Annotated in this window: 21 protein-coding genes and 1 pseudogene; 11 read left to right on the forward strand and 11 right to left on the reverse strand. The window is 45.0% G+C overall.

The window, feature by feature from the left end:
• Positions 1-46: 46 nt before the first annotated feature.
• The 3 genes from MC7420_RS07785 to MC7420_RS07795 form a co-directional block, all read right to left on the reverse strand.
• Positions 47-1,780 carry a leucine-rich repeat domain-containing protein gene (locus MC7420_RS07785; RefSeq protein ID WP_006099912.1) on the reverse strand — a complete coding sequence of 578 codons (1,734 nt, stop codon included), beginning with the start codon at positions 1,778-1,780 and terminating at the stop codon, positions 47-49.
• A gap of 256 nt (positions 1,781-2,036) precedes the next feature.
• Positions 2,037-2,384, reverse strand: coding sequence for a type II toxin-antitoxin system PemK/MazF family toxin (locus tag MC7420_RS07790; protein ID WP_006099904.1), 348 nt, complete (start codon positions 2,382-2,384; stop codon positions 2,037-2,039).
• Positions 2,381-2,632 carry a hypothetical protein gene (locus tag MC7420_RS07795; protein WP_006099742.1) on the reverse strand — a complete coding sequence of 84 codons (252 nt, stop codon included), beginning with the start codon at positions 2,630-2,632 and terminating at the stop codon, positions 2,381-2,383. The genes MC7420_RS07790 and MC7420_RS07795 overlap by 4 nt, the downstream gene beginning before the upstream one ends.
• Positions 2,633-3,259: 627 nt before the next feature.
• On the opposite strand from MC7420_RS07795, the gene mutS reads away from it, so the two are divergent.
• Positions 3,260-5,887: a DNA mismatch repair protein MutS gene (gene mutS, locus MC7420_RS07800; RefSeq protein ID WP_044205967.1), complete on the forward strand. Its 2,628-nt coding sequence runs from the start codon at positions 3,260-3,262 to the stop codon at positions 5,885-5,887.
• Positions 5,888-6,455: 568 nt separating this feature from the next.
• Positions 6,456-7,094 (forward strand): hypothetical protein, encoded by a 639-nt coding sequence (locus tag MC7420_RS07805; RefSeq protein ID WP_006099798.1) that lies wholly within the window; start codon positions 6,456-6,458, stop codon positions 7,092-7,094.
• A gap of 243 nt (positions 7,095-7,337) precedes the next feature.
• Here MC7420_RS07805 and MC7420_RS07810 read toward each other — a convergent pair whose 3' ends face one another.
• A complete protein-coding gene (locus tag MC7420_RS07810) occupies positions 7,338-8,117 on the reverse strand; it encodes an ABC transporter permease (RefSeq protein WP_006099771.1) in 780 nt (259 codons plus the stop codon).
• A gap of 945 nt (positions 8,118-9,062) precedes the next feature.
• Positions 9,063-10,097, reverse strand: coding sequence for a hypothetical protein (locus MC7420_RS07815; RefSeq protein ID WP_006099671.1), 1,035 nt, complete (start codon positions 10,095-10,097; stop codon positions 9,063-9,065).
• Positions 10,098-10,556: 459 nt separating this feature from the next.
• On the opposite strand from MC7420_RS07815, the gene MC7420_RS07825 reads away from it, so the two are divergent.
• Together MC7420_RS07825 and MC7420_RS07830 are read left to right on the forward strand one after the other, a co-directional pair.
• Positions 10,557-11,360 carry a hypothetical protein gene (locus tag MC7420_RS07825; protein ID WP_006099863.1) on the forward strand — a complete coding sequence of 268 codons (804 nt, stop codon included), beginning with the start codon at positions 10,557-10,559 and terminating at the stop codon, positions 11,358-11,360.
• Between the two features lie 356 nt (positions 11,361-11,716).
• Positions 11,717-12,520, forward strand: coding sequence for a hypothetical protein (locus MC7420_RS07830; RefSeq protein ID WP_044205812.1), 804 nt, complete (start codon positions 11,717-11,719; stop codon positions 12,518-12,520).
• Here MC7420_RS07830 and MC7420_RS07835 read toward each other — a convergent pair.
• Both MC7420_RS07835 and MC7420_RS07840 read right to left on the reverse strand, forming a co-directional pair.
• Positions 12,517-12,990 carry a DUF4112 domain-containing protein gene (locus MC7420_RS07835; protein ID WP_006099891.1) on the reverse strand — a complete coding sequence of 158 codons (474 nt, stop codon included), beginning with the start codon at positions 12,988-12,990 and terminating at the stop codon, positions 12,517-12,519. The genes MC7420_RS07830 and MC7420_RS07835 overlap by 4 nt on opposite strands.
• On the reverse strand, positions 12,987-13,925 hold the full coding sequence (locus MC7420_RS07840) for a YihY/virulence factor BrkB family protein (RefSeq protein WP_006099740.1): 939 nt from the start codon (positions 13,923-13,925) through the stop codon (positions 12,987-12,989). The genes MC7420_RS07835 and MC7420_RS07840 overlap by 4 nt, the downstream gene beginning before the upstream one ends.
• 135 nt (positions 13,926-14,060) lie before the next feature.
• On the opposite strand from MC7420_RS07840, the gene MC7420_RS07845 reads away from it, so the two are divergent.
• Both MC7420_RS07845 and MC7420_RS07850 read left to right on the forward strand, forming a co-directional pair.
• Positions 14,061-14,516, forward strand: coding sequence for a hypothetical protein (locus MC7420_RS07845; RefSeq protein ID WP_006099866.1), 456 nt, complete (start codon positions 14,061-14,063; stop codon positions 14,514-14,516).
• A gap of 291 nt (positions 14,517-14,807) precedes the next feature.
• Positions 14,808-15,269, forward strand: coding sequence for a pentapeptide repeat-containing protein (locus tag MC7420_RS07850; protein ID WP_044205815.1), 462 nt, complete (start codon positions 14,808-14,810; stop codon positions 15,267-15,269).
• Positions 15,270-15,392: 123 nt separating this feature from the next.
• Here the strand turns inward: MC7420_RS07850 and fmt are convergent, their stop codons facing one another.
• Positions 15,393-16,400, reverse strand: a complete 1,008-nt coding sequence (gene fmt, locus MC7420_RS07855; RefSeq protein ID WP_006099864.1) for a methionyl-tRNA formyltransferase — start codon at positions 16,398-16,400, stop codon at positions 15,393-15,395.
• Positions 16,401-16,480: 80 nt separating this feature from the next.
• A complete protein-coding gene (locus MC7420_RS07860) occupies positions 16,481-17,362 on the reverse strand; it encodes an OmpA family protein (RefSeq protein ID WP_006099766.1) in 882 nt (293 codons plus the stop codon).
• Between the two features lie 423 nt (positions 17,363-17,785).
• On the opposite strand from MC7420_RS07860, the gene MC7420_RS07865 reads away from it, so the two are divergent.
• The 4 genes from MC7420_RS07865 to MC7420_RS07880 all read left to right on the forward strand — a co-directional run bounded on the left by MC7420_RS07865 (position 17,786) and on the right by MC7420_RS07880 (position 20,893).
• Positions 17,786-18,607 (forward strand): hypothetical protein, encoded by an 822-nt coding sequence (locus MC7420_RS07865; protein WP_006099834.1) that lies wholly within the window; start codon positions 17,786-17,788, stop codon positions 18,605-18,607.
• 267 nt (positions 18,608-18,874) lie between these two features.
• Positions 18,875-19,330: an NUDIX hydrolase gene (locus tag MC7420_RS07870; protein ID WP_006099885.1), complete on the forward strand. Its 456-nt coding sequence runs from the start codon at positions 18,875-18,877 to the stop codon at positions 19,328-19,330.
• Between the two features lie 70 nt (positions 19,331-19,400).
• Positions 19,401-20,213, forward strand: coding sequence for an alpha/beta fold hydrolase (locus tag MC7420_RS07875; protein ID WP_006099797.1), 813 nt, complete (start codon positions 19,401-19,403; stop codon positions 20,211-20,213).
• 101 nt (positions 20,214-20,314) lie between these two features.
• Positions 20,315-20,893 (forward strand): Npun_F5749 family FMN-dependent PPOX-type flavoprotein, encoded by a 579-nt coding sequence (locus MC7420_RS07880; protein ID WP_006099769.1) that lies wholly within the window; start codon positions 20,315-20,317, stop codon positions 20,891-20,893.
• A 91-nt stretch (positions 20,894-20,984) separates the two neighbouring features.
• Here the strand turns inward: MC7420_RS07880 and MC7420_RS44040 are convergent.
• Positions 20,985-21,125: pseudogene (locus MC7420_RS44040) on the reverse strand (sodium:glutamate symporter); the annotation flags it as partial.
• Between the two features lie 26 nt (positions 21,126-21,151).
• Entirely contained in the window at positions 21,152-21,361 is a 210-nt protein-coding gene (locus tag MC7420_RS07885; RefSeq protein ID WP_044205817.1) for a sodium/glutamate symporter, read from the reverse strand.
• A 334-nt stretch (positions 21,362-21,695) separates the two neighbouring features.
• On the opposite strand from MC7420_RS07885, the gene MC7420_RS07890 reads away from it, so the two are divergent.
• The gene (locus MC7420_RS07890) at positions 21,696-23,039 is read left to right on the forward strand and encodes an AAA-like domain-containing protein (protein WP_006099958.1); all 1,344 of its coding nucleotides are present in this window, start codon (positions 21,696-21,698) and stop codon (positions 23,037-23,039) included.
• Positions 23,040-23,129 lie beyond the last annotated feature (90 nt).

The following is a 23,129-nucleotide window of genomic DNA, read 5'->3' on the forward strand; positions in this document are numbered from 1 at the left end:
TGTTTGGTGCGTCACCTGTTCGTGTTATCGGTCAGAATGTTATCGGTCAGAATTCGCAAACATCTGGGGGACTGACTGGACAAGTTTGCTGTGGTATGGGATTGTCTCCGAGGTAAAGCCTCCTCAGATTGGTAAGTCCAGATAGAGGACTGACATCTTTTATTTGATTGTTGCTGAGGATAAGCACAGTCAGATTGGTAAGTCCAGATAGAATACTGACATCTGTTATTTGGTTAGAGATGAGGTTAAGCCCAGTCAGGTTGGTAAGTCCAGATAGAGGACTGACATCTGTTATTTGGTTATTGCTGAGGTTAAGCACAGTCAGATTGGTAAGTCCAGATAGACTGACATCTGTTATTTGGTTATTGCTGAGGTTAAGCACAGTCAGATTGGTAAGTCCAGATAGAGGACTGACATCTGTTATTTGGTTGTTGTTGAGAACAAGCCTAGTTAGATTGGTAAGTTCAGATAGAGAACTGACATCTGTTATTTGGTTATTTCTGAGATAAAGCTCTGTCAGATTGGTAAGTCCAGATAGACTGACTTCTGTTATTTGGTTGTTGTCGAGGGAAAACCAAGTCAGATTGGTAAGTCCAGATAGAGGACTGATATCTTTTATTTTGTTACTGCTGAGGTCAAGCCCAGTCAGGTTGATAAGTCCAGATAGAGGACTGATATCTTTTATTTTGTTACTGCCGAGGTCAAGCCCAGTCAGGTTGATAAGTCCAGATAGAGGACTGATATCTTTTATTTTGTTGTCACTGAGGTAAAGCAAAGTTAGATTGGTAAGTCCAGATAGAGGACTGATATCTTTTATTTGGTTACTGCTGAGGTAAAGCCCAGTCAGATTGGTAAGTCCAGATAGAGGACTGACATCTTTTATTTGGTTATACTTGAGGTCAAGCTCAGTTAGATTGGTAAGTCCAGACAGAGGACTGACATCTTTTATTTGGTTATACTTGAGGTCAAGCTCAGTTAGATTGGTAAGTCCAGATAGAGGACTAATATCTATTATTTGGTTGGTGCTGAGGTAAAGCCTCCTCAGATTGGTAAGTCCAGATAGATTGACTTCTGTTATTTGGTTGTTGCTGAGGTAAAGCTCTGTCAGATTGGTAAGTCCAGACAGACTGACTTCTGTTATTTGGTTGTTGTAGAGGTTAAGCTCTGTCAGATTGGCAAGCCCAGATAGAGGAGTGACATCTATTATCTGGTTGTTGTCGAGGGAAAGCTCAGTTAGATTGGTAAGTCCAGACAGAGGAGTGATATCTGTTATTTGGTTAGAGAAGAGGATAAGCCTAGTCAGATTGATAAGTCCAGATAGAGGAGTGACATCTTTTATTTGGTTGTTGTAGAGGTTAAGCTCTGTCAGATTTGTAAGTTCAGATAGAGGAGTGACATCTTTTATTTGGTTGTTGTAGAGGTTAAGCTCTGTCAGATTTGTAAGTTCAGATAGAGGAGTGACATCTTTTATTTGGTTACCCCAGAGGGAAAGCCCAATCAGATTGGTAAGTCCAGACAGAGGACTGATATCTGTTATTTGATTAACCTTGAGGTCAAACTCAGTGCGACTTGATAGGTTTTCATTAGCTTGTTTACAGTCACTCGTGCCGGCTATTTCTAACAACACTTCCACTGTTTTCCTTGCCTCAGCCGATAAACGGGTTTTGTTCAGACACCACTCTTGAAAAGAACTCCCCAAGCTAGGGTTAGCCGCTTGAGCCACATCCCATCCTACTATCCACGTACTAATCGTTAGCGCAATGACAGCCGTTTTATCCATTTCCTTTCTCTCCCTCAAAGATATCGTCATCCTATTTTAGTGCTGACAGGTGAAAATCTTAAAACCCAGGTATATCAAGGAACACAGTTTTAAAAATTGCCACAACCCTTTAATACCAATCCTACGCCGATGATGGTAAAGTGCGATCGCACAATTTTCTGGTATACTTTTTACCTATGAAAATGCGCCTGCCTATAGCCTATCTATGAAGCCTTTCAGACCAAGACAGTAGACAGCGCAATCACAGATAAGGTAGTTATAAGCCTAAGCAATAGCGAGTCGTTGCTTCAACCCTTGCCATAACTTCTTCAGAAAGTAAACCCGCAGGTTGTTTAGGAAAGCGCTTGGAATCCAGGGAGCGAATTTGGAAACATAAGAACACCGTTTCCATGGGCAAACCACTGTCGGCTGTAGAAACCCGCACGTTCGTTGGGTAATCGCGCTGGATATTTTCTCCTTTCGTTCCGACAATAACCGTTACCACTAGCGGTAAACGATTAATGGCATCAATTGAAAGGACAAGCACAGGACGTTCTCCGGCTTGTTCTCTCCCTTGAACTGGGTTGAGATTAACAAAATAAATTTCGCCGCGTTGAATGCTCACAATTCAGTTAATCCATCCATTTCAGTTACGGCAAATTCCTGATCAATTGCCTGGAGTTCGCCCTGAATCCCTGGGTCATTTGCCATCATTACCAGTTGCTGTTCAACCGTTTTTCCCTGGCTGTCACGATGGTTAAGGGTGCGAGATAGTCTCAAATTGTGAATAATTCTTTCCATTAACCACAGTTGCTCTTCATCCGATAAGCAACTGACCATTTTTTCAATCTGGTGTAGGCTGGGAGGGTTCATGATCTAAGATTCTACAGATTGAGTGACTCTAAGGTCTAGCTTATCCTATAACCTGAGCGGAAAGGGTTCAGGCGATCGCATAATCTGCCTGTTGATTTTATTTCCTCTGAATTTGACAATTTAACCCAAATATGAGTTAACCCGTAGGGGCGGGTTTGACTGTTATCTTGTGGCGAGAAACTTCTCAATTCAATAAACCCGCCCCGCACCCAACCGTTAACTGGTAGAATCCAGGGGGTGTGAGTTTTAGGTGAGTGGGTCGAGTTCCGTTAATTCTCTTCGACGTAACTTGTTTAAGGCTAAAGCCTCAACTACAAACGGCGCGATCGCACGTTTGTCTGTTAGATCTAAATCAGGACACGATTGTATCGTGTCCCTACCCAATCAATTCTTCCGTAGGGGTACAGCATTGCCGTATCCTGGGTTTAAGGTGACGCTTCGCACCCACTCCCAGGCAATCCTAACAAACCTTTAATACCAATCCTCCCCAGATTACGGTAAAGTCATTAAGAAGTCGGCATATCAAAACTGTTCATGAGCGGATATTCCCACGCATCTACTCCCGAATCCAACGGTGCTACCGACGTTCGCGCTACCGAGAAGGCGAAGCAGGTGGCGGCGGAAAATATGGATCATCGGACGGTGGACCGCCAACAGTTAACGCCGATGATGCAGCATTTTGCGGAACTCAAAGACCAGTATCCGAATGCGGTACTGCTGTACCGGGTGGGCGACTTCTATGAAACCTTCTTCCAAGATGCGCGGCGAGTGGCTGAAGAATTGGAATTAGTCCTCACCAGTAAGGAGGCGGGGAAGGGTGTGGGACGAGTTCCGATGACAGGTGTCCCCCATCACTCGATTGAACGCCACGCCACTCAGTTAGTGGAAAAAGGTTATGCGATTGTTATTTGTGATCAGGTAGAAGACGCCTCCATCGCCGCCAAAGAAGGGCGTCAGGTGAAACGGGAAATCACGCGGATTCTTACCCCCGGTACGTTAACCGAAGCCGGGATGCTAAATGCGAAACGTAATAACTTCCTGGCGGCGGTGGTAATAGCGGGAAATCATTGGGGATTAGCCTATGCGGATATTTCCACGGGGGAGTTTTTTACCACTCAAGCCACGGATTTAGAGTTACTGGTACAGGAACTGTTGCGCTTGCACCCGTCAGAAGTGCTGATTCCCACCAACGCCCCGGATTTGGGGAGTATGTTGCGTCCAGGGGAACGTTCAGAGTCATTACCGGATTGGTTCCCTAGTTCCTTTTGTTATAGCCTGCGTCCGCAAACCCCCTTCCGTTCCTCAGAAGCTAGACAACGACTCTTGGAACGATTTAAAGTGCGATCGCTAGAAGGGATGGGTTGTGAACATTTACCTCTGGGAGTTAGGGCGGCGGGGGGATTATTGGAATATTTGGAAGAAACCCAAAAGGAAAATTATGTCGCTCTGCAACATTTACGCACTTATACTTTAGCCGATTATCTGATTCTCGATTACCAAAGCCGCCGCAATTTAGAAATTACCACCACGGTGCGGGATAATACGTTTCATGGTTCTCTTCTTTGGGCATTGGATCAAACCAGTACCTCCATGGGTGGACGGGCATTACGCCGTTGGTTATTGCAACCCTTACTCGATGTTAAAGGAATTCGGGCGCGACAGGATACGATTCAGGAGTTGACGGAAAATACCGGACTGCGGGAAGATTTACGTCAGTTATTACGGGGAATTTATGATTTAGAGCGATTAACTGGACGAGCTAGTTCTGGAACCGCAAATGCACGGGATTTGGTGGCGTTAGCGGATTCCCTGTTAAAGTTACCTGACTTAGCAGAATTGGCGGCGTATGGGGGTTCTCCCTATCTGAAAACCTTGCAAACCTTTCCCCCTGAATTAGAACAGTTAGGACAAAGCATTCGCGCCCATCTGGTGGAATCGCCGCCATTACAGATAAAGGAAGGCAATTTAATTCGTCCTGGGGTGAATGACCAACTGGATGAAATGCGTCGCATGGCGGAAGCAGATCAGCAATGGATTGCTAACTTAGAAGTCAGCGAACGCGATCGCACGGGTATTACCAATCTAAAAGTAGGATACAACAAAACCTTCGGCTATTACATCAGTATTGCTCGCTCTAAAGCCGACCAAGTTCCCGATGAGTACATCCGCAAGCAAACCCTAACCAACGAAGAACGCTACATTACTCCTGACTTAAAAGAACGCGAAACCCGGATTCTTACCGCACGGGATGATTTAAATCGCTTAGAATACGAGATTTTTGTCGGATTACGCACCCAAGTGGGGAATTATGCCCAGTTAATTCGCAACCTGTCCCGCGCTGTGGCGGCGATTGATGTTTTGTCGGGTTTAGCAGAAATTGCTGTACGCCAGGGGTATTGTCGCCCCACAATGGTAGAGGGGCGGGAAATTACGATTATTGATGGACGCCATCCTGTGGTGGAAAAGTCTCTGCCAATCGGGTTTTTTGTTCCCAATTCGGCGTATTTGGGATGGGAGGAGTCAACGTCATCATCTGCGGAAAAGACCAAGACAGAGAATCATCAACGTCCCGATTTAATTATCCTCACTGGACCCAATGCCAGTGGCAAAAGTTGCTATTTACGCCAAGTGGGATTAATTCAAATTATGGCGCAGACGGGGAGTTTTGTGCCAGCGACATCGGCGACATTGGGAATCTGCGATCGCATTTTTACTCGTGTCGGCGCGGTTGACGATTTAGCCACGGGTCAATCTACGTTTATGGTGGAGATGAATGAAACGGCAAATATCTTAAATCATGCCACCAATAAGTCCCTAGTTTTATTAGATGAAATTGGCAGAGGAACCGCCACGTTTGATGGGTTATCTATTGCTTGGGCGGTGGCGGAATATCTGTCTCTGGAAATTCAAGCACGGACGATTTTTGCTACCCATTACCACGAATTAAACGAATTGGCGTCTATTTTAGACAATGTTGCCAATTATCAGGTTACAGTGAAAGAATTGCCCGATGAAATTATCTTTTTACACCAAGTTCAACCGGGCGGGGCGGATAAATCTTATGGAATTGAAGCAGGGCGTCTGGCGGGTTTACCCCCGGCTGTGATTCAACGGGCAAAGCAGGTGATGGGGCAAATTGAAAAGCACAGTAAAATTGCCATGGGATTGCGGAAAGGTATTGGCAAGAAAGCCAAGGATACTGAAACGATTACGCCAGACACATCGGTACAGCAGTTAGATATTTTTGCCGAATGATAGCCTGATTCTAGAGTCACACCCTTTTAAGGGGGGCGATTGAAATCGCGGCTACACAAACAAAGTCCGCCTGCGCGGACTAGGTTATAACGGGGTAGCTAATCCTATCAATTTATACAAACTTTTCATTGATGTTCCGAATTTATAGCAGTAGACACATCGATTAGGACTTTCGGCACCATTGTAGAGACGCGCCATGGCGCGTCTCTACTTAAATATTTTTTTTTGACATCTTCCTATATACTGATTTTATATACGGATTTTCCGATAAAATTCAGTGATTTTAGTTTTATTTTATCCTTTAGGCTTATAGAAAACTCCTACTTTCGATAGAAGGTTATGCCCTTCCCTAGGCAGATGAAACGGTCAATAGAAGCGGTTAAATTGTTAGGTGGACAACGAAAATCAGAGGCAACTCGGTTCTGGCGCGAACAGTATTCGTATACCTTAAGCTGTTACGGATCTATTACGGATCGTAAAATAGTCTTGCCTGATAATTCAAACAAGTCAGTAAATTTAGTTTTGGTGGCAAAACTATCGTCCATAGATAATTTTAAAAGAGGTTTTCATGACAAAACAACATCAGAATAATCTAAGTAATCTCAAAAATGCCGGACTATTAGGAGCGATAGTCGGTGGTGTTCTAATTAGCTTACCAGCAACGATTTTAGAAGCATCAGCCGCACCTTTTTCTACCTTAGCTCAAGTCAATCCTTGTCCGGGAATCTACTACGAAGAACCCTATAATAGTACACGCATGGTTCCACCCGGATGTCCGCAGAATGCAGCAGCACAGAGGGGTAGAGGCGGTCAAATGCTAAATAGACAAATGACGCCTGCAACGCCTACAAGTGTGTCTCAACCCCCTCTACCTGAAGTACGCAGTGATGCAGTTGCCCGAATTACACCCACAAACGGTACGGTTGATGTGCGACTGAAAAATAACACTAATGCTGTTGTTTCTTATCAAGCTATCGGACAGACGGATCGTCGATATTTGTCAGGTGGAGAAGAAATTCTCCTGCAAAACTTGCCCACGCCGATTACGATAACCGCCGTTCGTCAGGATGATGGCTTAATTCAGATGATTCCCATGTCTGCTGATGAAACTGGGCAGTTGGAGGTTACGTTTGAAGAAGAAACAACGTTAGATAGTAATCAAGGGGTACTGAGAATTCAAGAAGATGGTCAAGTCTTTGTGAATTAGAGAGAGTCAGAGGAATTTAAGGTAGAGTCAATGAAACACGAGGAAAGAACGGGTCTTCCGGACTTAGTGGGCTAAACTATCAGCTTTAATGAACCAGGAAGCTTACCACACAAGGACTGCCGCTTTTCACCGCCTCAAAACTCTCTTGAAATCCGGGTAAAATTGGTTAAAGCTATTGCTGTCCCATATTCCGGCAAATCAAACTAACAATTTAGCACACTAACTACGGAAGACCCGTCATTTTCAAGGAAGTTTTAACTGGGCTTGGGCGTTGAAAAATTGACGATAAATACCCCGAGTCACCAAGATTGTCGTGGTGAGGTTAGTTGTCGCAATCATAAACATGATTAAAATTTGGTAAGATGCCGCATTTAATGGGTCAATACCACTCAAAAGTTGACCTGTAATGATTCCCGGTAATGTGACAATCCCCACCACCATCATTTGATTTAGGGTAGGAATCAATCCGGCGCGGATAGCATCTTTGCGGTATCCCGCCACGGCTTGTTGCGGGGTAGCACCTAAACTCAGGTGGGTTTCAATTTCTAAGCGACTACTGGTAATTGTACTCACCAACCGTTCACCTGCGATCGCAGATCCATTCATGGCATTGCCCAAAACAATACCACCCAAGGGAATTAGATACTGGGGCTGATACCAGGTGTCCGGTTGAATAATCAGTAGATTGGTATAAATTAACGTTAAGGCACTACAGAAGAAAATCGAACCGAATACTACCCAGAATAGTCGGGGAATCTTTTTGCCAATCCGGTTACGGGCGGTAATTGCTGCAATGGTTAGCATTACCAGTAAAACGGCTAAAACTGCCAAGGGGTTATCCAAGGCAAAGACAACTCCCAGAAAAAACCCCACCACCAAAAGCTGTATCACCGTTCGCCCTGTCGCGATCGCTAACGATAACTCCAATCCTAAACCCTGCCAACTAGATAAACCAATGGCGATTGCCATCATGCCCAATCCCCAAACTAAATCAATGGGGTCAAGTTGAATAAATGAGTTCACACCGAGACTCTATCTCCTGTATCACCACCGCCATCATGCACGATAACTATACCACCGCTCAAAAAGCAACCATAAAGCAATAAGTATCTGAACATAAATTCTGTTTCCTGTTCCCTGTTTCCTGTTCCCTGACAAATGACGAATGACGATCTCTACGCTAGCATTTGCAGGAAGAGTAGGAAAACCAGCGTGGATAATCACATATTCGATTTAGTCATTGGCGGGTTCGCGATCGCGATATTAGCCGGGGGTCTACTGATGCTATTTAAGGGAATCTTCGCTTTTGGAGATCAAGACAAGCAGTAAACATCGCTTATACCAAAGAAAACCCCCGCTAGTTCCGTCATCTAGCGGGGGTCAAGCAGGGGGATTAGGGTGCATTCTGATTGGGTTCATCCCCCTTAAATAATAGTATGAACGCCTGATGTTGGTTTTCATGTTGGCGTTAATGTATAACTTTACAGGAAAATGTCTTTTTTTGGCTTCACTCGCCTTAAACGCTTGTCTGTGTTCAACGTTAGCGAGAACCATCGAACTCTTTATCAAATAGCGCTTCGATAAAGGCAAAACAGCCGACTAAGTAAGCCATCAAAATCAGTAGTTCTAACATAGCCACAATCTCCTTGATTCACTAACTATAGGTTTAGGTTTTTTCCTACACTCTCATTCTCCTCTAGGATTTGGATAAATACAGTGGTATCGATCTAGAAAATCGGTGATTTGTTTGGTGAAGAATGAGTGATAGTCAGCAATGATCTATGTGATCAAAGTCCGCCTCTACTATGAGTTTGGCTTCGGTATAGTTTTGAATCGGGCGCACGTCTGTGCGCCCCTACAATATCTATCTGGGTGTAATGGTAAACAGCTAAACGTAGCCGCAAAGAGAATACACCCCAAGGGTTTGGATGGCATCACCCAGGGGCGCGATCGCGAAGATGGAATATCTCAAGTATCCACCATCAGCTTCAGACGCACAATCTGTTCGCCTGTTTCATCGAGGGGAACTTCAATCACGTCATTGGTGAGACGATCCAGACAGTTGAGGAGCGATCGCAGATGAGGGGTACTTGCCCCGGTATCGACGTATAATCGGTCGGATAGGCTACTCAGCCGTTTCCAGGTAGTGTAAAGTTTACCCACGCTTTGTTCCAAAACGGATGCCTGTTTGACCAAATCAGCCGCCGTATTTAAGCAGTCTAGGCGCAGGGCTTCCTGGAGTGCCAATTCCATATCCAAAGACGAGTGCTGAATCGCTTGCACTTGGGCGGCGGCGTCGAGGTATTTTGCCAAGAAACGGGCGTCTGATGTGGTTTGTTTCACCGTATCCACATCGGGATTTGCCGCGACTTCCTCTTGTAGCGGTTTCAGATGGAGTTCTGGCAACTTCTCCATTTCTTTAACTAACGGTGCCAGATAACGGGCGGGCATGGTTCCGGCTGAGGCTTTTTCCTTGACTTCATCAGGGAGTAACTCTGAGGACATGGCTGTCCATTCATCGGCTAGCTGCTTCACCTCACGCCGCGTGATCCGATCGCCCTGTTGCGCCTTATCGCTAACCAGTTGTTGAACTTCAGGGGCAGATTTGGCAGTTTCCACAAATGCCCGTTTACTGAAATTGCGGATCGCATCGGGGTTAAGTTTGCCTTCGGCGAGGAGGGTATCGGCACTATTTGCCAGTTCAATCAGGGAATATGCCTGACTCTTACTAATTTCGCGACTTTTCAGCCAGTTGAGAAAGCCCGTACCGCGCCCATCACCGCCTTTTTTCTCGCGATCGCGCACCACACGCAGAATCCGCCCGCGCCAGATCTCGGTTTGTAAGTCGAAGCGATCGCACACTCGCCAAGCATTATCGACAAGTTGCTGAAAATCGTACTCCTGAATATCCTCATCCTCTGGATCAGGAAGCTGGAAATTCAAATCAACGGGTTCTTCGAGGACAGCCGCGAGTTCGGCAGTGGATTCGGGGATTTCAACCATAGGGATGCTAATCGTCGAGCGATCAAACGGGGTGATTACAGCTTCTCAAATTATAGAGGGACGCCACCACTAGAGTAATAGGGGTGAGACAGGTGCGGGGAATGCACAAGATATGCCAATCGGCAAGGATTCAGCTCACTTTTTTGGCATCAATTATGCTATGCCTATTGATATCAAATCCGGGTTGACTACCCTCTTTATAATCCAGTCCGCGCAGGCGGACTTTGTTTGTGTAGCTGCGATTTTAATCGCCTTATGTCAAAAAATCATGACTCACGCCCTTACAACTTAAGGCGATCGCAAACCAATGACAGCGCTGCACTCGGATAGGAGGCTGGCGACTGAAGATAAATAGGGGTTGATTTTTCTAGGTTGCGGTAGTATCTCTAGGAAGAGAATCATCCTCACGCGATCGCGAATAGAGTCTTGTTGTTTCCCTAATGATGACAGCTTCAGGTTATGACTACATTAAACCCTACAATTCCCGTTGATTCCGAATACCTAAAGACTATAAGTATCTTTGAACTCATCCCTCAAGAAGTTCTTAAATGGATTAATAATTTATCCTGGGAAGAGCGACGCTATGTTTTATCACTGTGCCATTTAATCTGTACGGTTCCCTTAGAGAAACAAGCAGAATTTTTAGATAACTATACGGCAGACAGCTTAGTCTTAAAACTCCTCCAAGAGCAAGCCCCTAAAGATTGGGTAACTCGCTCGTTCAAAAAACTACATATTAATCAAAAACTAACCAATACTGTCTTAAAAGGCTATATTAAACAGTATTACGTTCATTCTGCCCAAGACTTACGCACAAAACCTGATCGCGACATCGAGTATTTAGAGTCTGTTCTCCATCTCATTAATGATCCCGAAGAACGAAATAATCTGTTTCATTACATCTTAGGAAGTGAAATTATCAAAATGCTTTTCCAAATGAGCTGGCTGCAACATGAGCGATTTTATCGTTTACAGAAAAATCAGGAATATTTTATTAACCATTATATTAAGCCCATTCAACATACCCATCGCTTGAATGGTCTGGTTGTCCCTAAAGACGAAACCCTTTTCTTTGCGAAGCGGGATTACTTTATCAAAAAGCCGGATATTAGAAACAAACAATTAACTGAATTACTAATGTTTACTTTTACGACCGCTCAAGTCAGTAACCTTGGCTTTTTTATTAGCCATAATCTTGATTTTGTTATGTTTGACTATGACTCTATTTTTAACTCAGAACCAGAATGCATTTTTCTTTGCTGATCGGACTTTTTTAAGAATTGTAATCAAAGCGAAGACGGAACAGATACAGCACTTTCCGCTCTTATGAGATACGTTTGATCCCCCTAAATCCCCCCTGCAACAAAAGCTCTCGCATCCTCTCTCCTCCCCCCTGCAACAAAAGTGAAACATCCTCTGTCCTCCCCCATGCAAAAAAAGCTCTCGCATCCTCTGTCCTCCGGGAACGAGGGGGGTAGGGGGACTTTAACGGTAGCAGGGTGTGTTAATACAGCCGTTACCCCTGTAAGCGATTAGTTGGCAGATCCGCAAAGATGCTGTTAAATTTATTATTTCCCCGACCGTGACCGCTAAAACCGTTGTTTATGATAGTTTCAACGATGCTAACCAAGAACTCGAACAGTCTAGAAGAAACTCAAGGGATTGGCGTCCTAGAGAAGATTACATTAGCTGTGAAAAAATGGGCAAATACTCTTCCCTCAGATCAGCGAAAGCATATTATGTCCCTTTGTTATTTAATGTGCGCGACGTCACCAGAAATACAAGCTGAGTTGACGGGTTTTTTAGATGATTATGTAGCTGATAGTTTGGTGGAGGAGATTTTGCAAGATCGAATCCGCCTTCAGCTAGTCACCAAGTATTTGCGAAAATTCTGTATTGAAAAAGAACTCAATCCTTTGGTGTTAAACAGCTATATCGAACAATTTTGTATTCATTCAGCACAAACCTTACAAAAAGAGCCCGAACTCTATTTAGAGTTTGTGCTGCGACTGATTAACAGTCCAGAAGAACGTCATAATCTTTTCAATTATATTTTGGGCTGTGAAGTGATCAAAATGATGTTTCAGATGAGCTGGCTACAACATGAGCGATTGTATCAGCTTCAGAAAAATCAAGAAAGTTTTATCCGAAGTTATATTAAGCCTATCCAATATTCTCATCGAATTAATGGAATTGTTGTACCGAAAAATGAAAACGTATTTTTTGCTAAGCGTGATTACTATATTAAGCAGCCCAATATTGCTGACAAGAAACTTATTGAATTAGTTTTATCTACTTTTACCCATCAAATAATCCTAAATTTAGGATTTTCAATAAGCTGTAATCTGGATTTTTTGACGTTTGACTATGACTATATCTATAGTAATGAGGAACCGGAGTGTATATTTTATGCCACTGTTTAAAAGTTTATGACTGCCAAAAATCCTTTGATGACCAGCAAGCTAAGAGTAGCGATAATGGTTACGGCTATAAGTAACCCTAGCAAAAGGCAGACCAGAAAAAACCAATCCGTCTGTTTTTCAGGTTGAGGACTATCCCAATACGTTTCCAGCAATTCGATATTTTTAGCATTTGCTTTCCAGGTTGCATCAGCAATATCGCCCACGATGGGAACAGAACCGATGACTGTATCCAAAAGAATATTAATAACCATTTGTCCTAATAGCGATCGCGGGATGCCTATCCGTGCTGCTTCGAGTACAATATAGGCAGAGAACGCTGTGCCTAAAAAGTCACCTGCCCCGGGTAACAAACCTAACACAGGATCTAGACCGAAACGCCATGATGTTCCCGGAATGGGAATGGCATTGTCGAGCAGATGGCTTAACCGACGCAGACGCCGGAGAGTAGACGTTTTGGAATTATGAGTCATTGGATTTTGGATTCGGATATCTCAGATATTGCTTTTAACTCAGGTTTCTCAATTGAGCGCTCTTTAGCCGCTTGCATTGCCTCTCCTACTGTAAGATTAAGTTGATCTCCTAATAAAACTACCAGAGATGTCATGTATAACCAAAGCTGTAAAACAATCACTGCCCCCAAAGCACCATAAATTTTGTGATAATTGCTGAAATTCGACGCCACGTAATTCCGAAACACGCCAGATACAATCGCCCATAATACGGCAGCTAAAACGGCTCCAGGTAGAATCGGGGTTCCCTGACGCCAGTGGCTGATGCCAAAGCGGTAGATAATCGCAAAGACGATCGCAACTAAGCTTAAGGCAATCAACCAACTTAAAAGCCGTAAGAGGGTCAACAAGATGACGACAATACTTTTATATTCCACCAAGTTGACCACCCAGTTACTAATAAACAAGATAAATGAGGCGATGAAGAGGAGTAAAACGCTACCTAGGGTTAACCCCATAGCAATTAACTTAGCTTTCCAAAAAGGTCGAGTTTTTTCGGAGGGAATTTGATTAATTTGGTCAAGGGCATTCATCGCCGCATTCAGCGCCCCGGAAGACACCCAAATTGCCATAATAAAGCTTAAGGAAAATAAACCGCGATTGTCTGTGAGGTTAATTCCTTCGGCAAAATTACGCATCAGTTCCATCGCCTGCTCTGGCGCGACTTCACCGAGTTGATCGGCTGGATTCGTCCAAGGGAAAAATTGTTTGAATAACTCAATCACGGTGAAAATCACCAAAATTGCGGGAAACAGGGCTAACATGGCGTTATATGCCATCTGAGACGACAAACTCAAGAGCCGATGTTTTAAGGCACGACTGACGGTGATTCTCAGGGTTGCCAGATTCAGATAACGAAAAAAATGTAAGAAACGGAGTAGACGGGGACGTAGCATAAAGAATGGGTGGGCTAGCAGTATCATTCACCCTTACTGTGCCAAATTTTTTGATCCTTAAATATAAACAGGAGTCAGTATAGGGATCTACACAACTCCCTATTTGTCCAGAAACCCCTACAGGAGCAGTCTGCGATGAGCAACGATGTCAGACAATGGTTAGCCGAAATCAAGGAACTGAAACAGCAACTCGCTGATAGTATTCGCGATCGCGATGCTGCTAATGAATCTGCGGCTAACTGGCGTCGCCTCTACAATACTGAAGCCCAGCAACGCCGCACTGAAGCCCGACTCGCCCAACAACAGATCGACGCCCTCACACTTGAAGTTCAGCAACTGCAACAGGAGAAGGCTCAATTCAAAGCTCAAGATCCCGACGCTACCTCTGCTATTGAACAGGAGGTGGCAAAACTGCAAACCCTAGAACAGGTGCAACAAAAACTGATCGAGGCGATGATGGAGCGCGATCGCCTGATCAATGCCTTAAAAATTGAGCAAGCCAATCACGCCCAAACCCGCAACAGCTTAACCGCAGTCATTGGCGATACAATTGACCAGTTGACCAAACAACGGGGTACGGCAGAAAAATGAGGGATTCATCATTCAGAATTCTCGGCTGATTCATGAAAAAGGTAACAATTTTGTAATCAGATCCCCACCTCCAGGCAGAGGCATGATCAGGTCTCTGGATAGAATAGCAAGGACTATCGAGAGAATCCCTTTCATCCTTAAGGAGTATTTTTCACCGGAACTTGCTTCTGTGAAGAAACCTTGATTTTTTAGTATAGCTCCTTAGTATAATTTACATTTCGGCTCATTTAATGAGATAATAGAATCGTGAGGTAAAGAACGGAAAAAAACTTGAAAATAAAGGGGGAACTTATGCAACATAAGATTCTAGCAATGATAACCTTACTCACTCCCCTAGTGTTCGCTAGCTCCGTCAAAGCTGAAAATCCACTTCATGTGCAACAGTTATTATCCACTGGAGCCTGTGCAAACTGCGATCTATCGGGAGCTAATCTCAAAGGTGCCCATCTGATTGGCGCTGACTTGAGAGAGGCAAATCTGCAAGGTGCCAACCTGAGCCACGCGAACCTTGAAGGTGCTGATCTACGCGAGGCAAATTTGGCAGGGGCGAATTTGACAGGCGCGTTTGTCACCAACGCGGATATGAAAGAAGCGAATTTAAACCGGGTTGATTTTACAGAAGCCACGATTTACGATGCCAACGTCTATGGCGCATCAATGCAGGATATGACCATCAGTAATGCTGACATATTCTACACAGGCATCGGTGTAGGGGGTGAAGGAGCAGAAGACGTCGTTCCAGATTGGTATTAGTCAACTGACTCCTTTCCTGCTCTGAAATAGCAGAGTAAGCAAAGGTAACCCCGCAATGGTTTACCTTTGCTTTCATTTTCTCCTTAGTCCGCGTAGGCGGACTTTGTTTGTGTAGCAGCGATTTCAATCGCCTCCTCTTGCTAAAATCTCTCCCCCAGCTACCCGCATACCATTAGCAAAGTCCCAAGCAGACTGAGCGCGTTTACCAGCTAGTTTAACTTCGCGCAGTAGCAACAATCCTTCACCTGTTTGAATAATCGGTCCCATTCCCTTAATAATACTCACCACTTCTCCGGGATGCCCAGAGGCTTCCTTTACAGACAACCACTGTTGCTCCGAAATCTTGAAATCTGTAGGTAACTGGGGAAAGTAAGCCTCTCCCAGAGGGGCAGTTGCCAGGATTTTCAGGGATTGATCCCGAAATGAGGCGACACAATTCGGTATAAATCCTCTGATTTGATTGTGTATTTCTATGGCAGATTGTGACCAATCGACAGCATAATCCGACTTTTGAATCAAAGGTGCATAAGTAGCTTGGGAATTATCCTGGGCGATGGGTTGAACATCCCCTTGGTTTAGCTTCAGCAGCGTTTCGATTAACAAATCCGCCCCCAAATCTGACAGTCTTACAGCTAACTGATGGGCATCGTCTAATAGCCCAATGGGTGTGTGAGCCTTCAGTAACATCGGTCCCGTGTCCATTCCAGCATCCATAAGCATGGTAGTGATGCCAGTTTCAGTTTCACCCTGATACAAACACCACTGGATTGGGGCGGCTCCCCGGTATTTCGGCAACAGTGAACCATGGACATTCACACAGCCAAGTCTGGGCATATCGAGAATTTCTTGAGACAGAATCTGTCCATAAGCAACAACGACAAATACATCTGCCTCAGCTTGTTTGAGTTGGCTGAGGGTTTCTGTATGCTTTTTCACCCGTTTGGGTTGCCAGACGTGCAGTTGATGAGTTAGCGCCAAGGTTTTTATGGGTGAAGGAGATAGTTTATTTCCCCGCCCTCGACGTTTATCGGGTTGAGTTACTACACCCAGAACATTAAATTCTGAATGGTTGATTAAGCGTTCTAAAGTAGGTACAGCGAATTGAGGCGTACCGAAGAAAATAACGTTCATTTTAACTTTCAGGCAAAAACTGACGAATGACAAATGACGTAGCTTGCTTCTCGCGATAGCGAGTATGACGAATAACAATTTTACTCAACAGAAATTTCAATTCGGCGATTGCGTTGCTGATTCGCATCGGTATCATTTGCCACAAGGGGACGAATTTCACCATAACCGACAACTAACCAGCGGTAGTCATCCCCCAAAGCACGAGCGAAATATTGCTCCACAGCTTTAGCACGACGAAATGACAGTTCGCGATTGTCCTCAGGTTCACCCTGGCTATCTGTATGAGCGGCGATGCGGATGGTACTTGACGGATAGTTACGTAAATCTGCAATAATTTTGTCTAAAATCAAGCCTGCTTCTGGACGCAGTAGGCTGTTGTTGCCCTCAAATAAAACATCACTCGGTAACGTCACCTTCAAGGTTTGGCTAGAACCGAATGAGTCCGATGAAGCTGCCATTACAGTGGCATTCGGATTATTCCCATTGGATGTTGCTTCTTCAGGGGGAGGTTGAACGCCTTCAAGTTGCAGCGCGATCGCTTGCAATCGGGCTTCTAAGGATTCATTGGGGCGACTACTGCCCAGTTGGACTTCTAAGGTGGCAACTCCCTCACTCAATGATCGCAGTTGACCTTGCAGTTGGGTAAGCTGGGCTTGCACCTGTTGTCTCTGTACAGGAGTAAGTTGAGGTGGCGAACCTGTCGGTTCTGGTATCGATGTTGGGGTAGTATGGGGAGAAACGACTGGCATCTGCTCTTCAAAATGGCTTGCCATTTTGAGGAAAAAGGGTTTTTCTGGATTGGTTCTGGGATAGAACGTGGCAAGGACAATGCCCAAAATTAGGGCTAAGCCGCCACTGACGCCCAATAATAGCACTCGGAATATAAAAACGAGAAACCAAGGGCGTTGAGACCTCACAGAGGCAGAAGTCGTTTTGTCTGCTGAATTAGCGGATTGAATCACCGATTTTCCTGAATTTTATTCAGACCTTAGAAGAATAACACCAATACATCCATTAATTCGATCATGCCACTTGCCAGAAGTTTATCACCACCTCTAACTAGACAAGGGAGACGGGGAGACGAGGGAAATGAGGGAAATGAGGGAGATGAGGGAGATGGGGGAGTTAACTCAAAACTCAAAACTTTTCCCTAATCCCTAATCTCCAGGCATAAGTGAAAACTTTCGTAAAAAGGTTGAGTTGTAGGGTTCCTTAGCTTGATATACATAGACTAAAGCACACTGCCATAGTTCCCAAAACGTTGCTCCTCACACAAGACGCACCGTTTAGCAACCTCACCTATATCGATGTTCAAAATAATAGTCCGCTTATTCAGATGGTTTTATTCACAACCATACCTGTTACTGTTCGCTCCTTGGCTACTGATGACTTCTAACGTATCTACCCAAGCTCAACAGGCTCATACGCCTGAACCCACCCATGTCCCTCTAGGAATAGATCCATCGGTGTCTTCTTCTCTAGCGAATCCCGACGTGACTGAAGAAACTGCTCCCGATATGATTGAGACCGTAGAGCAGAGTGATCCTCTCGATAGTCCTCATCCCGTCCCGTGGAATTGGGTGTTGACGACTCAAGCGGAACTAGCGGCGAGTGATACCGTTGGTTTACGCTACTACCGTAGCCAATCATTGATTTCTCCAGACGGTCAATATGCTGCCTATAGCCGCATTTCCATGCAAGGGCAACCTGAATTCTATCGTAGCCGGGTTACCAGCGTGATGTTCCTAGAAGATTTGCAGACCGGAGATTTGCAAACGCTTACGGCATCATCTCCCTTATCTGATAATCCTTTAGTCAGTAATGAAGATGCGGATATGCCAGGAACATTCGCCATTTTGCTCCCCGTGTCTTGGTCTCCGTCTAGCGATCGCCTTTTAGCAAGACAGTTTGAAGGGCTGTTCAGTACATCCTTTGCTTCGGATTATGCGGTGATTTGGGATCGCCAGAAAAATCGCACGTATACCGTCGCCCCTGAACCCATTGACTATACCCATGCTGTGTTATTGGGGTGGAGTCAAACCCATCCCAATCAGGTTCTGTTTCGCGTCGGTGAACTAGGTGAAGAGCGTTGGCCCGTGTTGTCCGTTGATTTCCAAGGTGAAACCAACCTCGCCTTTGACGACGAACCGATTGTGTACGGTCAAGTGGTTAACCAAGTTTGGACGGGACCGCAAGCACGTTGGTAAAGAGAAAAGAACGTTGGCACAAGCCATCTTAGCTGTAGGGGCAATTCATAAATTGCCTCTACTATTCTATTCAAGCGAAAGTGTCAGGGGGGGTAACCTGGGGATTGTCTATATTAGCCGTGTTACACTATCCAACCCAGTTTGCCCCATCCTAGACCAGCACGGCAGGAATTTTCAATGATGCCCATCATGTCTGGACGGGTAAGAATCAGATTATGATAACAGTTTGTAGTCAGTCATTTACCTGTTCCATAACCATCTGAATCCATGGGTCGTATTTGGTATTTTGTCCAAACGGTATTGGGGATTATTTTCCGCCATCCAGTCCTCGGTACAAGTATTATCCCTGTTTTACCTGATGGACAAATTGTACTGATTCGGCGTCGTGATAACGGAAAATGGGGATTACCTGGAGGGATGGTGGATTGGGGTCAAGACATTCCCACAACCGTGCGGCGGGAGTTGGCAGAAGAAACGGGACTAGAGTTGCTGGCAATTCGCCGATTGGTGGGAATCTACTCAGCCGCCGATCGCGATCCTAGAGTTCATTCGGTTTGTGTTGTAGTCGAAGCGGAGGTTCAGGGAACGATGCAGATACACGATGAGTGGGAAATTACGGCAGTTCAAGCTTTTAAGCGTTCAGCGATCCCGATGGGCAACCTGAGTCATGATCATGGGCGACAGTTGCAGGACTATTTTGATGGTAAAACCACTGTTGCCTAATTTTAAGTTTTGAGAGCTATACAGAGCCTGCTACTTTAAGTGTTGAGTTTGGAAACACCTGGCAACTAGGATGAATTTAACCTTACGGAATTCCCGAATTAAGCTACCTTTGGGGCAAGTCTTTTGGCGTGAAGTGGGACAAGGACCCACTCTTATATTTTTACACGGGTCTTGGAGCGATAGTAGTCAGTGGCTACCCCTAATTGAGTACCTCCATCAAGATTATCATTGCTTTGCCCTTGACTTATTAGGATTTGGTGACTCCCAAACGCCGAAACTGCACTACTCAATTCAGGTTGAGGTTGAGTGTTTGTTCAACTTCATCGAGGCGTTACACCTTCCCCAAGTTTACCTGATTGGTCATTCTTTAGGCGCTTGGATTGCCGCTAGTTATGCGTTGCGTCACCCGGAACAGGTTCAGGGATTAGTGTTATTAGCGCCTGAAGGCATTCGAGACGATGGAGACTGGAAAACTTGGCAGTGGCGGAAGTGGTTAGTTGGACGTCCTCCCCTTGCCTATACTATCCTGCGATCGCTCTTACCTCTGGCGCGGTTATTTGGGCGTCACAAAGATATTGAGAGAGCGTTAAAACAGCGACAACAATTGCTGCAATCCCCAACAGCTTGTCAATTGTTGTTCCGGCGACGGCGGGTGGAAATTCAAGGGGAATTATTACACGAACATCTACCCAAGTTAGACATCCCTACGCTGATTCTTCAAGGAAAACAAGACTCACTTGAAGTGATTGATCACGCTCAAGCTTATGCCAACCATAGCCCTAATACTAAATTACAGATGATTGACCAAGCTGGAAATGACCTAGCGGAAACCGTACCGGGAATTGTCGCTCAGCATATTGATTATTTTGTTAAATATCAGTAGAAGGGTAGGAGAGTAGGAGGCTAATACTCCCTTCCCAATAACTATGGGTATGATAGACGCACTTGCCCAGCCGGACATGGTATCATTCATCATTTCATACAATGTCAATTGCTCCTTGGCGAGTTCCCCTATCTCGCGCCCTTCATCGCAACCGCAGCTTACCTTATGCTCGGTACTTTCAACTGGCAACTATTTGTCCAGATGGGTATCCGGCTAATCGCACGGTTGTGTTTAGGGGCTTTTTCGATAACTACTTAAAAATTATCACCGATTCGCGCAGCCAGAAAGTTAATCAAATTAATCCTAATCCTGGGGCAGAAATTTGCTGGTATTTTCCCAATACTCGCGAACAATTTCGGTTAAAAGGTCGGCTTATCCTGATAGGAGAAGATTATCCCGAAGTGACTTTAAAAAATGAGCGTCAAACAACCTGGCAAGGGCTTTCTGATGCAGCGCGTGTGCAATTTGCTTGGTCGAATCCGGGTAAACCCAGAGTAGAAGGTGATCCGGCGTTTTCCCAACCGCCACCTGATTCCGAGCAACCGTTGCCCAATTTCTGCCTCCTATTGCTCGAACCTGTAGAGGTTGATCACCTGGAATTGCGCGGTGATCCGCAAAACCGATGGCGTTATACTCAAGAGTGCGATCGCCAATGGAGCCAGCAAGCGATCAATCCCTGAATCTTTAAGCATAACCAAACCGCTTCTAGCGTCCTAACCGCCCTGGCGGTTGCTATATTTTATGGCTCTTTCAGACTAACTATGAGAAATTACTAGCAAAAATGCCGGATCGATTGTCAGGGTCAACCATTTGCAATAATAAAATACCCGTTGCAGTGACTCCCATCGATTGTCCCAAATCACCTAGCCTCCGTTCAAACCAGTAGGAAGGAATCACGCGAGGGGCGAGATAACTGTGACCACACCGCCCAAATGGATTCAGGGAAGACGCCATTGGCTAGGGGTGAATTGGGATCGGATCGCACCCAGAACCTGGGGTCCCAATACCAGCGCCACCAAACCCGCGACAATGGATTCGGGGATGTACAGCTTCTGTATCCAACGGATTTTTTGGTGAATGAACCGCCCCACTAGAATGAGGAGTGCTACCAAGATGAAGGCGAAAAAAGCATCTTTAAGGTTAAGCATGGAAAAACAAAGTATGCGTAATGTTTGATTTTATCCTGCCTTTCAGCCAGCCAATCGTTGTACTAGGTAGAATGGCACTGAAAATTTGCATTATAAGATCGCCAAAACCCTTGATATACCGTAGGGTGGGCTGAGCGAAGCCGAAGCCCACCAGCTTTAAGTCAGTGACATTCGTCTTAGGTATTCATGAAATCAGCGATTTAGTATGGGTATTGAGTTGAGTTTGTCAATGATCGCTACTCTTGGCAGGACTACCGGATCTGGTAAAATCGTCATAAAATTGAGGATTAAAAATTAACCAGTTTTTCTGTCATCTTGACCTCCCTCGCTAAAAATGCCTAGCCAAAAAGAAACAATTAAATGGGTTCAAACAATTCTTGCTCCTAGAAACCTCAGCCAGGTTGAGACAATTGTGTTAGATAGGGCGTTGTCAGGAAAATTATATCGAGAAATTGCTAAAGAAACGGGATATGACGCGGGTTACATCAAAGACATTGGCTCTCACCTTTGGCTGGCACTCTCTCAAAAATTAAATTGTAACATTAACAAGCGAAATATTGCGTTTATGTTAACGCAGTTTTCTCAAGGAAACACCGAACTCTATCAGCGAAAAACTCAACCGAATACCACAATAGCAGAATTCGACTTTCCCGGTCGCCCTCTTCCGGCTACGTCACCTTTATATATTGAGCGTCCCCCGACGGAAACCTTAGCGATTACCACCCTTCATCAAACCGGGAGTCTGATGCGCCTGAGGGCGCCACAACGGATGGGCAAAACCTCTTTAATTCATCGTCTGTTTGACATTGCTCATCAGCAGGAAATGCAAACAGTTTTAGTCAATGTCCAACAGGCAGAACCCGCCAGTCTCAATGATTTAGAGCAATTTTTGCAATGGATTTGTTGGGCGATTAGTAAACAGTTGAACTTAGAGCCAAAATTTGATGACTATTGGTTTGAAGGGGCTGGGAGTAAAATGAGTTGCACGGTTTATATGCAAGAGTATTGCCTCAATGCGGTTGACACGCCTGTAGTCATTGCCTTTGACAAGGTGCATACCCTGTTTGACTATCCCGATTTAGCCAGTCAATTCTTCTCGATGTTGCGTTATTGGTATGAACAAGCCCGCACCCCAGGAAATTGGCAAAAATTACGGTTAATTCTTGCCTATTCCATCGAATTAACCTTAGGGATTCAGCCCCACCAATCTCCCTTTAATGTCGGAATTTCGTTAAACTTGCCCCCCTTAACCCGCCCTCAAATTAGCGAATTAGCGCAGCGTTATCAACTGGAGCAAGTCGGGATAGAAACCCTAGATCCTTTAGTCGCTCTAGTCGGGGGTCATCCTTACTTACTCCAATTAGCGTTTTACTGGTTACGTTCCGGCTATTTATCACTAGAACAACTCTTAGCAGAAGCTCCTACAGCTAAAGGTATCTATGGGGAATATTTAGAGCAACTGTGGATGATATTGGCACAGGATAAACAGTTAGAGCAAGCCTTTTATCAAGTCTTATCGAGTTCCCAGCCAATTCCCCTAGATGCTGAAACAGCTCATCGTTTAGAAGGACTGGGTTTGGTGCAACTGCAAGGGCTGATGGCAAGTCCCCCCTGTGAACTCTATCGCAACTATTTTTTGAGCCATTATTCCGAGTCAAAAACTTGCCAAAACCTTTGATATAGCGTAGTGGCGTGGCACACCTTAATTGGTGGATTAGACTTGTAGGGGCGCAAGGACCTGCGCCCGGTTTAACTGACTTTAAAGTTT

This window comes from Coleofasciculus chthonoplastes PCC 7420, from assembly GCF_000155555.1.
Taxonomy (GTDB): domain Bacteria; phylum Cyanobacteriota; class Cyanobacteriia; order Cyanobacteriales; family Coleofasciculaceae; genus Coleofasciculus; species Coleofasciculus chthonoplastes_A.

What these genes read in the sequence shown, in the direction of transcription:
- MC7420_RS07785 (WP_006099912.1), bottom strand. Translation starts at nt 1,780, where the DNA reads ATGGATAAAACGGCTGTCATTGCGCTAACGATTAGTACGTGGATAGTA.
- MC7420_RS07795 (WP_006099742.1), bottom strand. Translation starts at nt 2,632, where the DNA reads ATGAACCCTCCCAGCCTACACCAGATTGAAAAAATGGTCAGTTGCTTA.
- mutS (WP_044205967.1), top strand. Translation starts at nt 3,260, where the DNA reads ATGGATCATCGGACGGTGGACCGCCAACAGTTAACGCCGATGATGCAG.
- MC7420_RS07805 (WP_006099798.1), top strand. Translation starts at nt 6,456, where the DNA reads ATGACAAAACAACATCAGAATAATCTAAGTAATCTCAAAAATGCCGGA.
- MC7420_RS07815 (WP_006099671.1), bottom strand. Translation starts at nt 10,097, where the DNA reads ATGGTTGAAATCCCCGAATCCACTGCCGAACTCGCGGCTGTCCTCGAA.
- MC7420_RS07825 (WP_006099863.1), top strand. Translation starts at nt 10,557, where the DNA reads ATGACTACATTAAACCCTACAATTCCCGTTGATTCCGAATACCTAAAG.
- MC7420_RS07830 (WP_044205812.1), top strand. Translation starts at nt 11,717, where the DNA reads ATGCTAACCAAGAACTCGAACAGTCTAGAAGAAACTCAAGGGATTGGC.
- MC7420_RS07835 (WP_006099891.1), bottom strand. Translation starts at nt 12,990, where the DNA reads ATGACTCATAATTCCAAAACGTCTACTCTCCGGCGTCTGCGTCGGTTA.
- MC7420_RS07840 (WP_006099740.1), bottom strand. Translation starts at nt 13,925, where the DNA reads ATGCTACGTCCCCGTCTACTCCGTTTCTTACATTTTTTTCGTTATCTG.
- MC7420_RS07845 (WP_006099866.1), top strand. Translation starts at nt 14,061, where the DNA reads ATGAGCAACGATGTCAGACAATGGTTAGCCGAAATCAAGGAACTGAAA.
- MC7420_RS07850 (WP_044205815.1), top strand. Translation starts at nt 14,808, where the DNA reads ATGCAACATAAGATTCTAGCAATGATAACCTTACTCACTCCCCTAGTG.
- fmt (WP_006099864.1), bottom strand. Translation starts at nt 16,400, where the DNA reads ATGAACGTTATTTTCTTCGGTACGCCTCAATTCGCTGTACCTACTTTA.
- MC7420_RS07865 (WP_006099834.1), top strand. Translation starts at nt 17,786, where the DNA reads ATGACTTCTAACGTATCTACCCAAGCTCAACAGGCTCATACGCCTGAA.
- MC7420_RS07870 (WP_006099885.1), top strand. Translation starts at nt 18,875, where the DNA reads ATGGGTCGTATTTGGTATTTTGTCCAAACGGTATTGGGGATTATTTTC.
- MC7420_RS07875 (WP_006099797.1), top strand. Translation starts at nt 19,401, where the DNA reads ATGAATTTAACCTTACGGAATTCCCGAATTAAGCTACCTTTGGGGCAA.
- MC7420_RS07880 (WP_006099769.1), top strand. Translation starts at nt 20,315, where the DNA reads ATGTCAATTGCTCCTTGGCGAGTTCCCCTATCTCGCGCCCTTCATCGC.
- MC7420_RS07885 (WP_044205817.1), bottom strand. Translation starts at nt 21,361, where the DNA reads ATGCTTAACCTTAAAGATGCTTTTTTCGCCTTCATCTTGGTAGCACTC.
- MC7420_RS07890 (WP_006099958.1), top strand. Translation starts at nt 21,696, where the DNA reads ATGCCTAGCCAAAAAGAAACAATTAAATGGGTTCAAACAATTCTTGCT.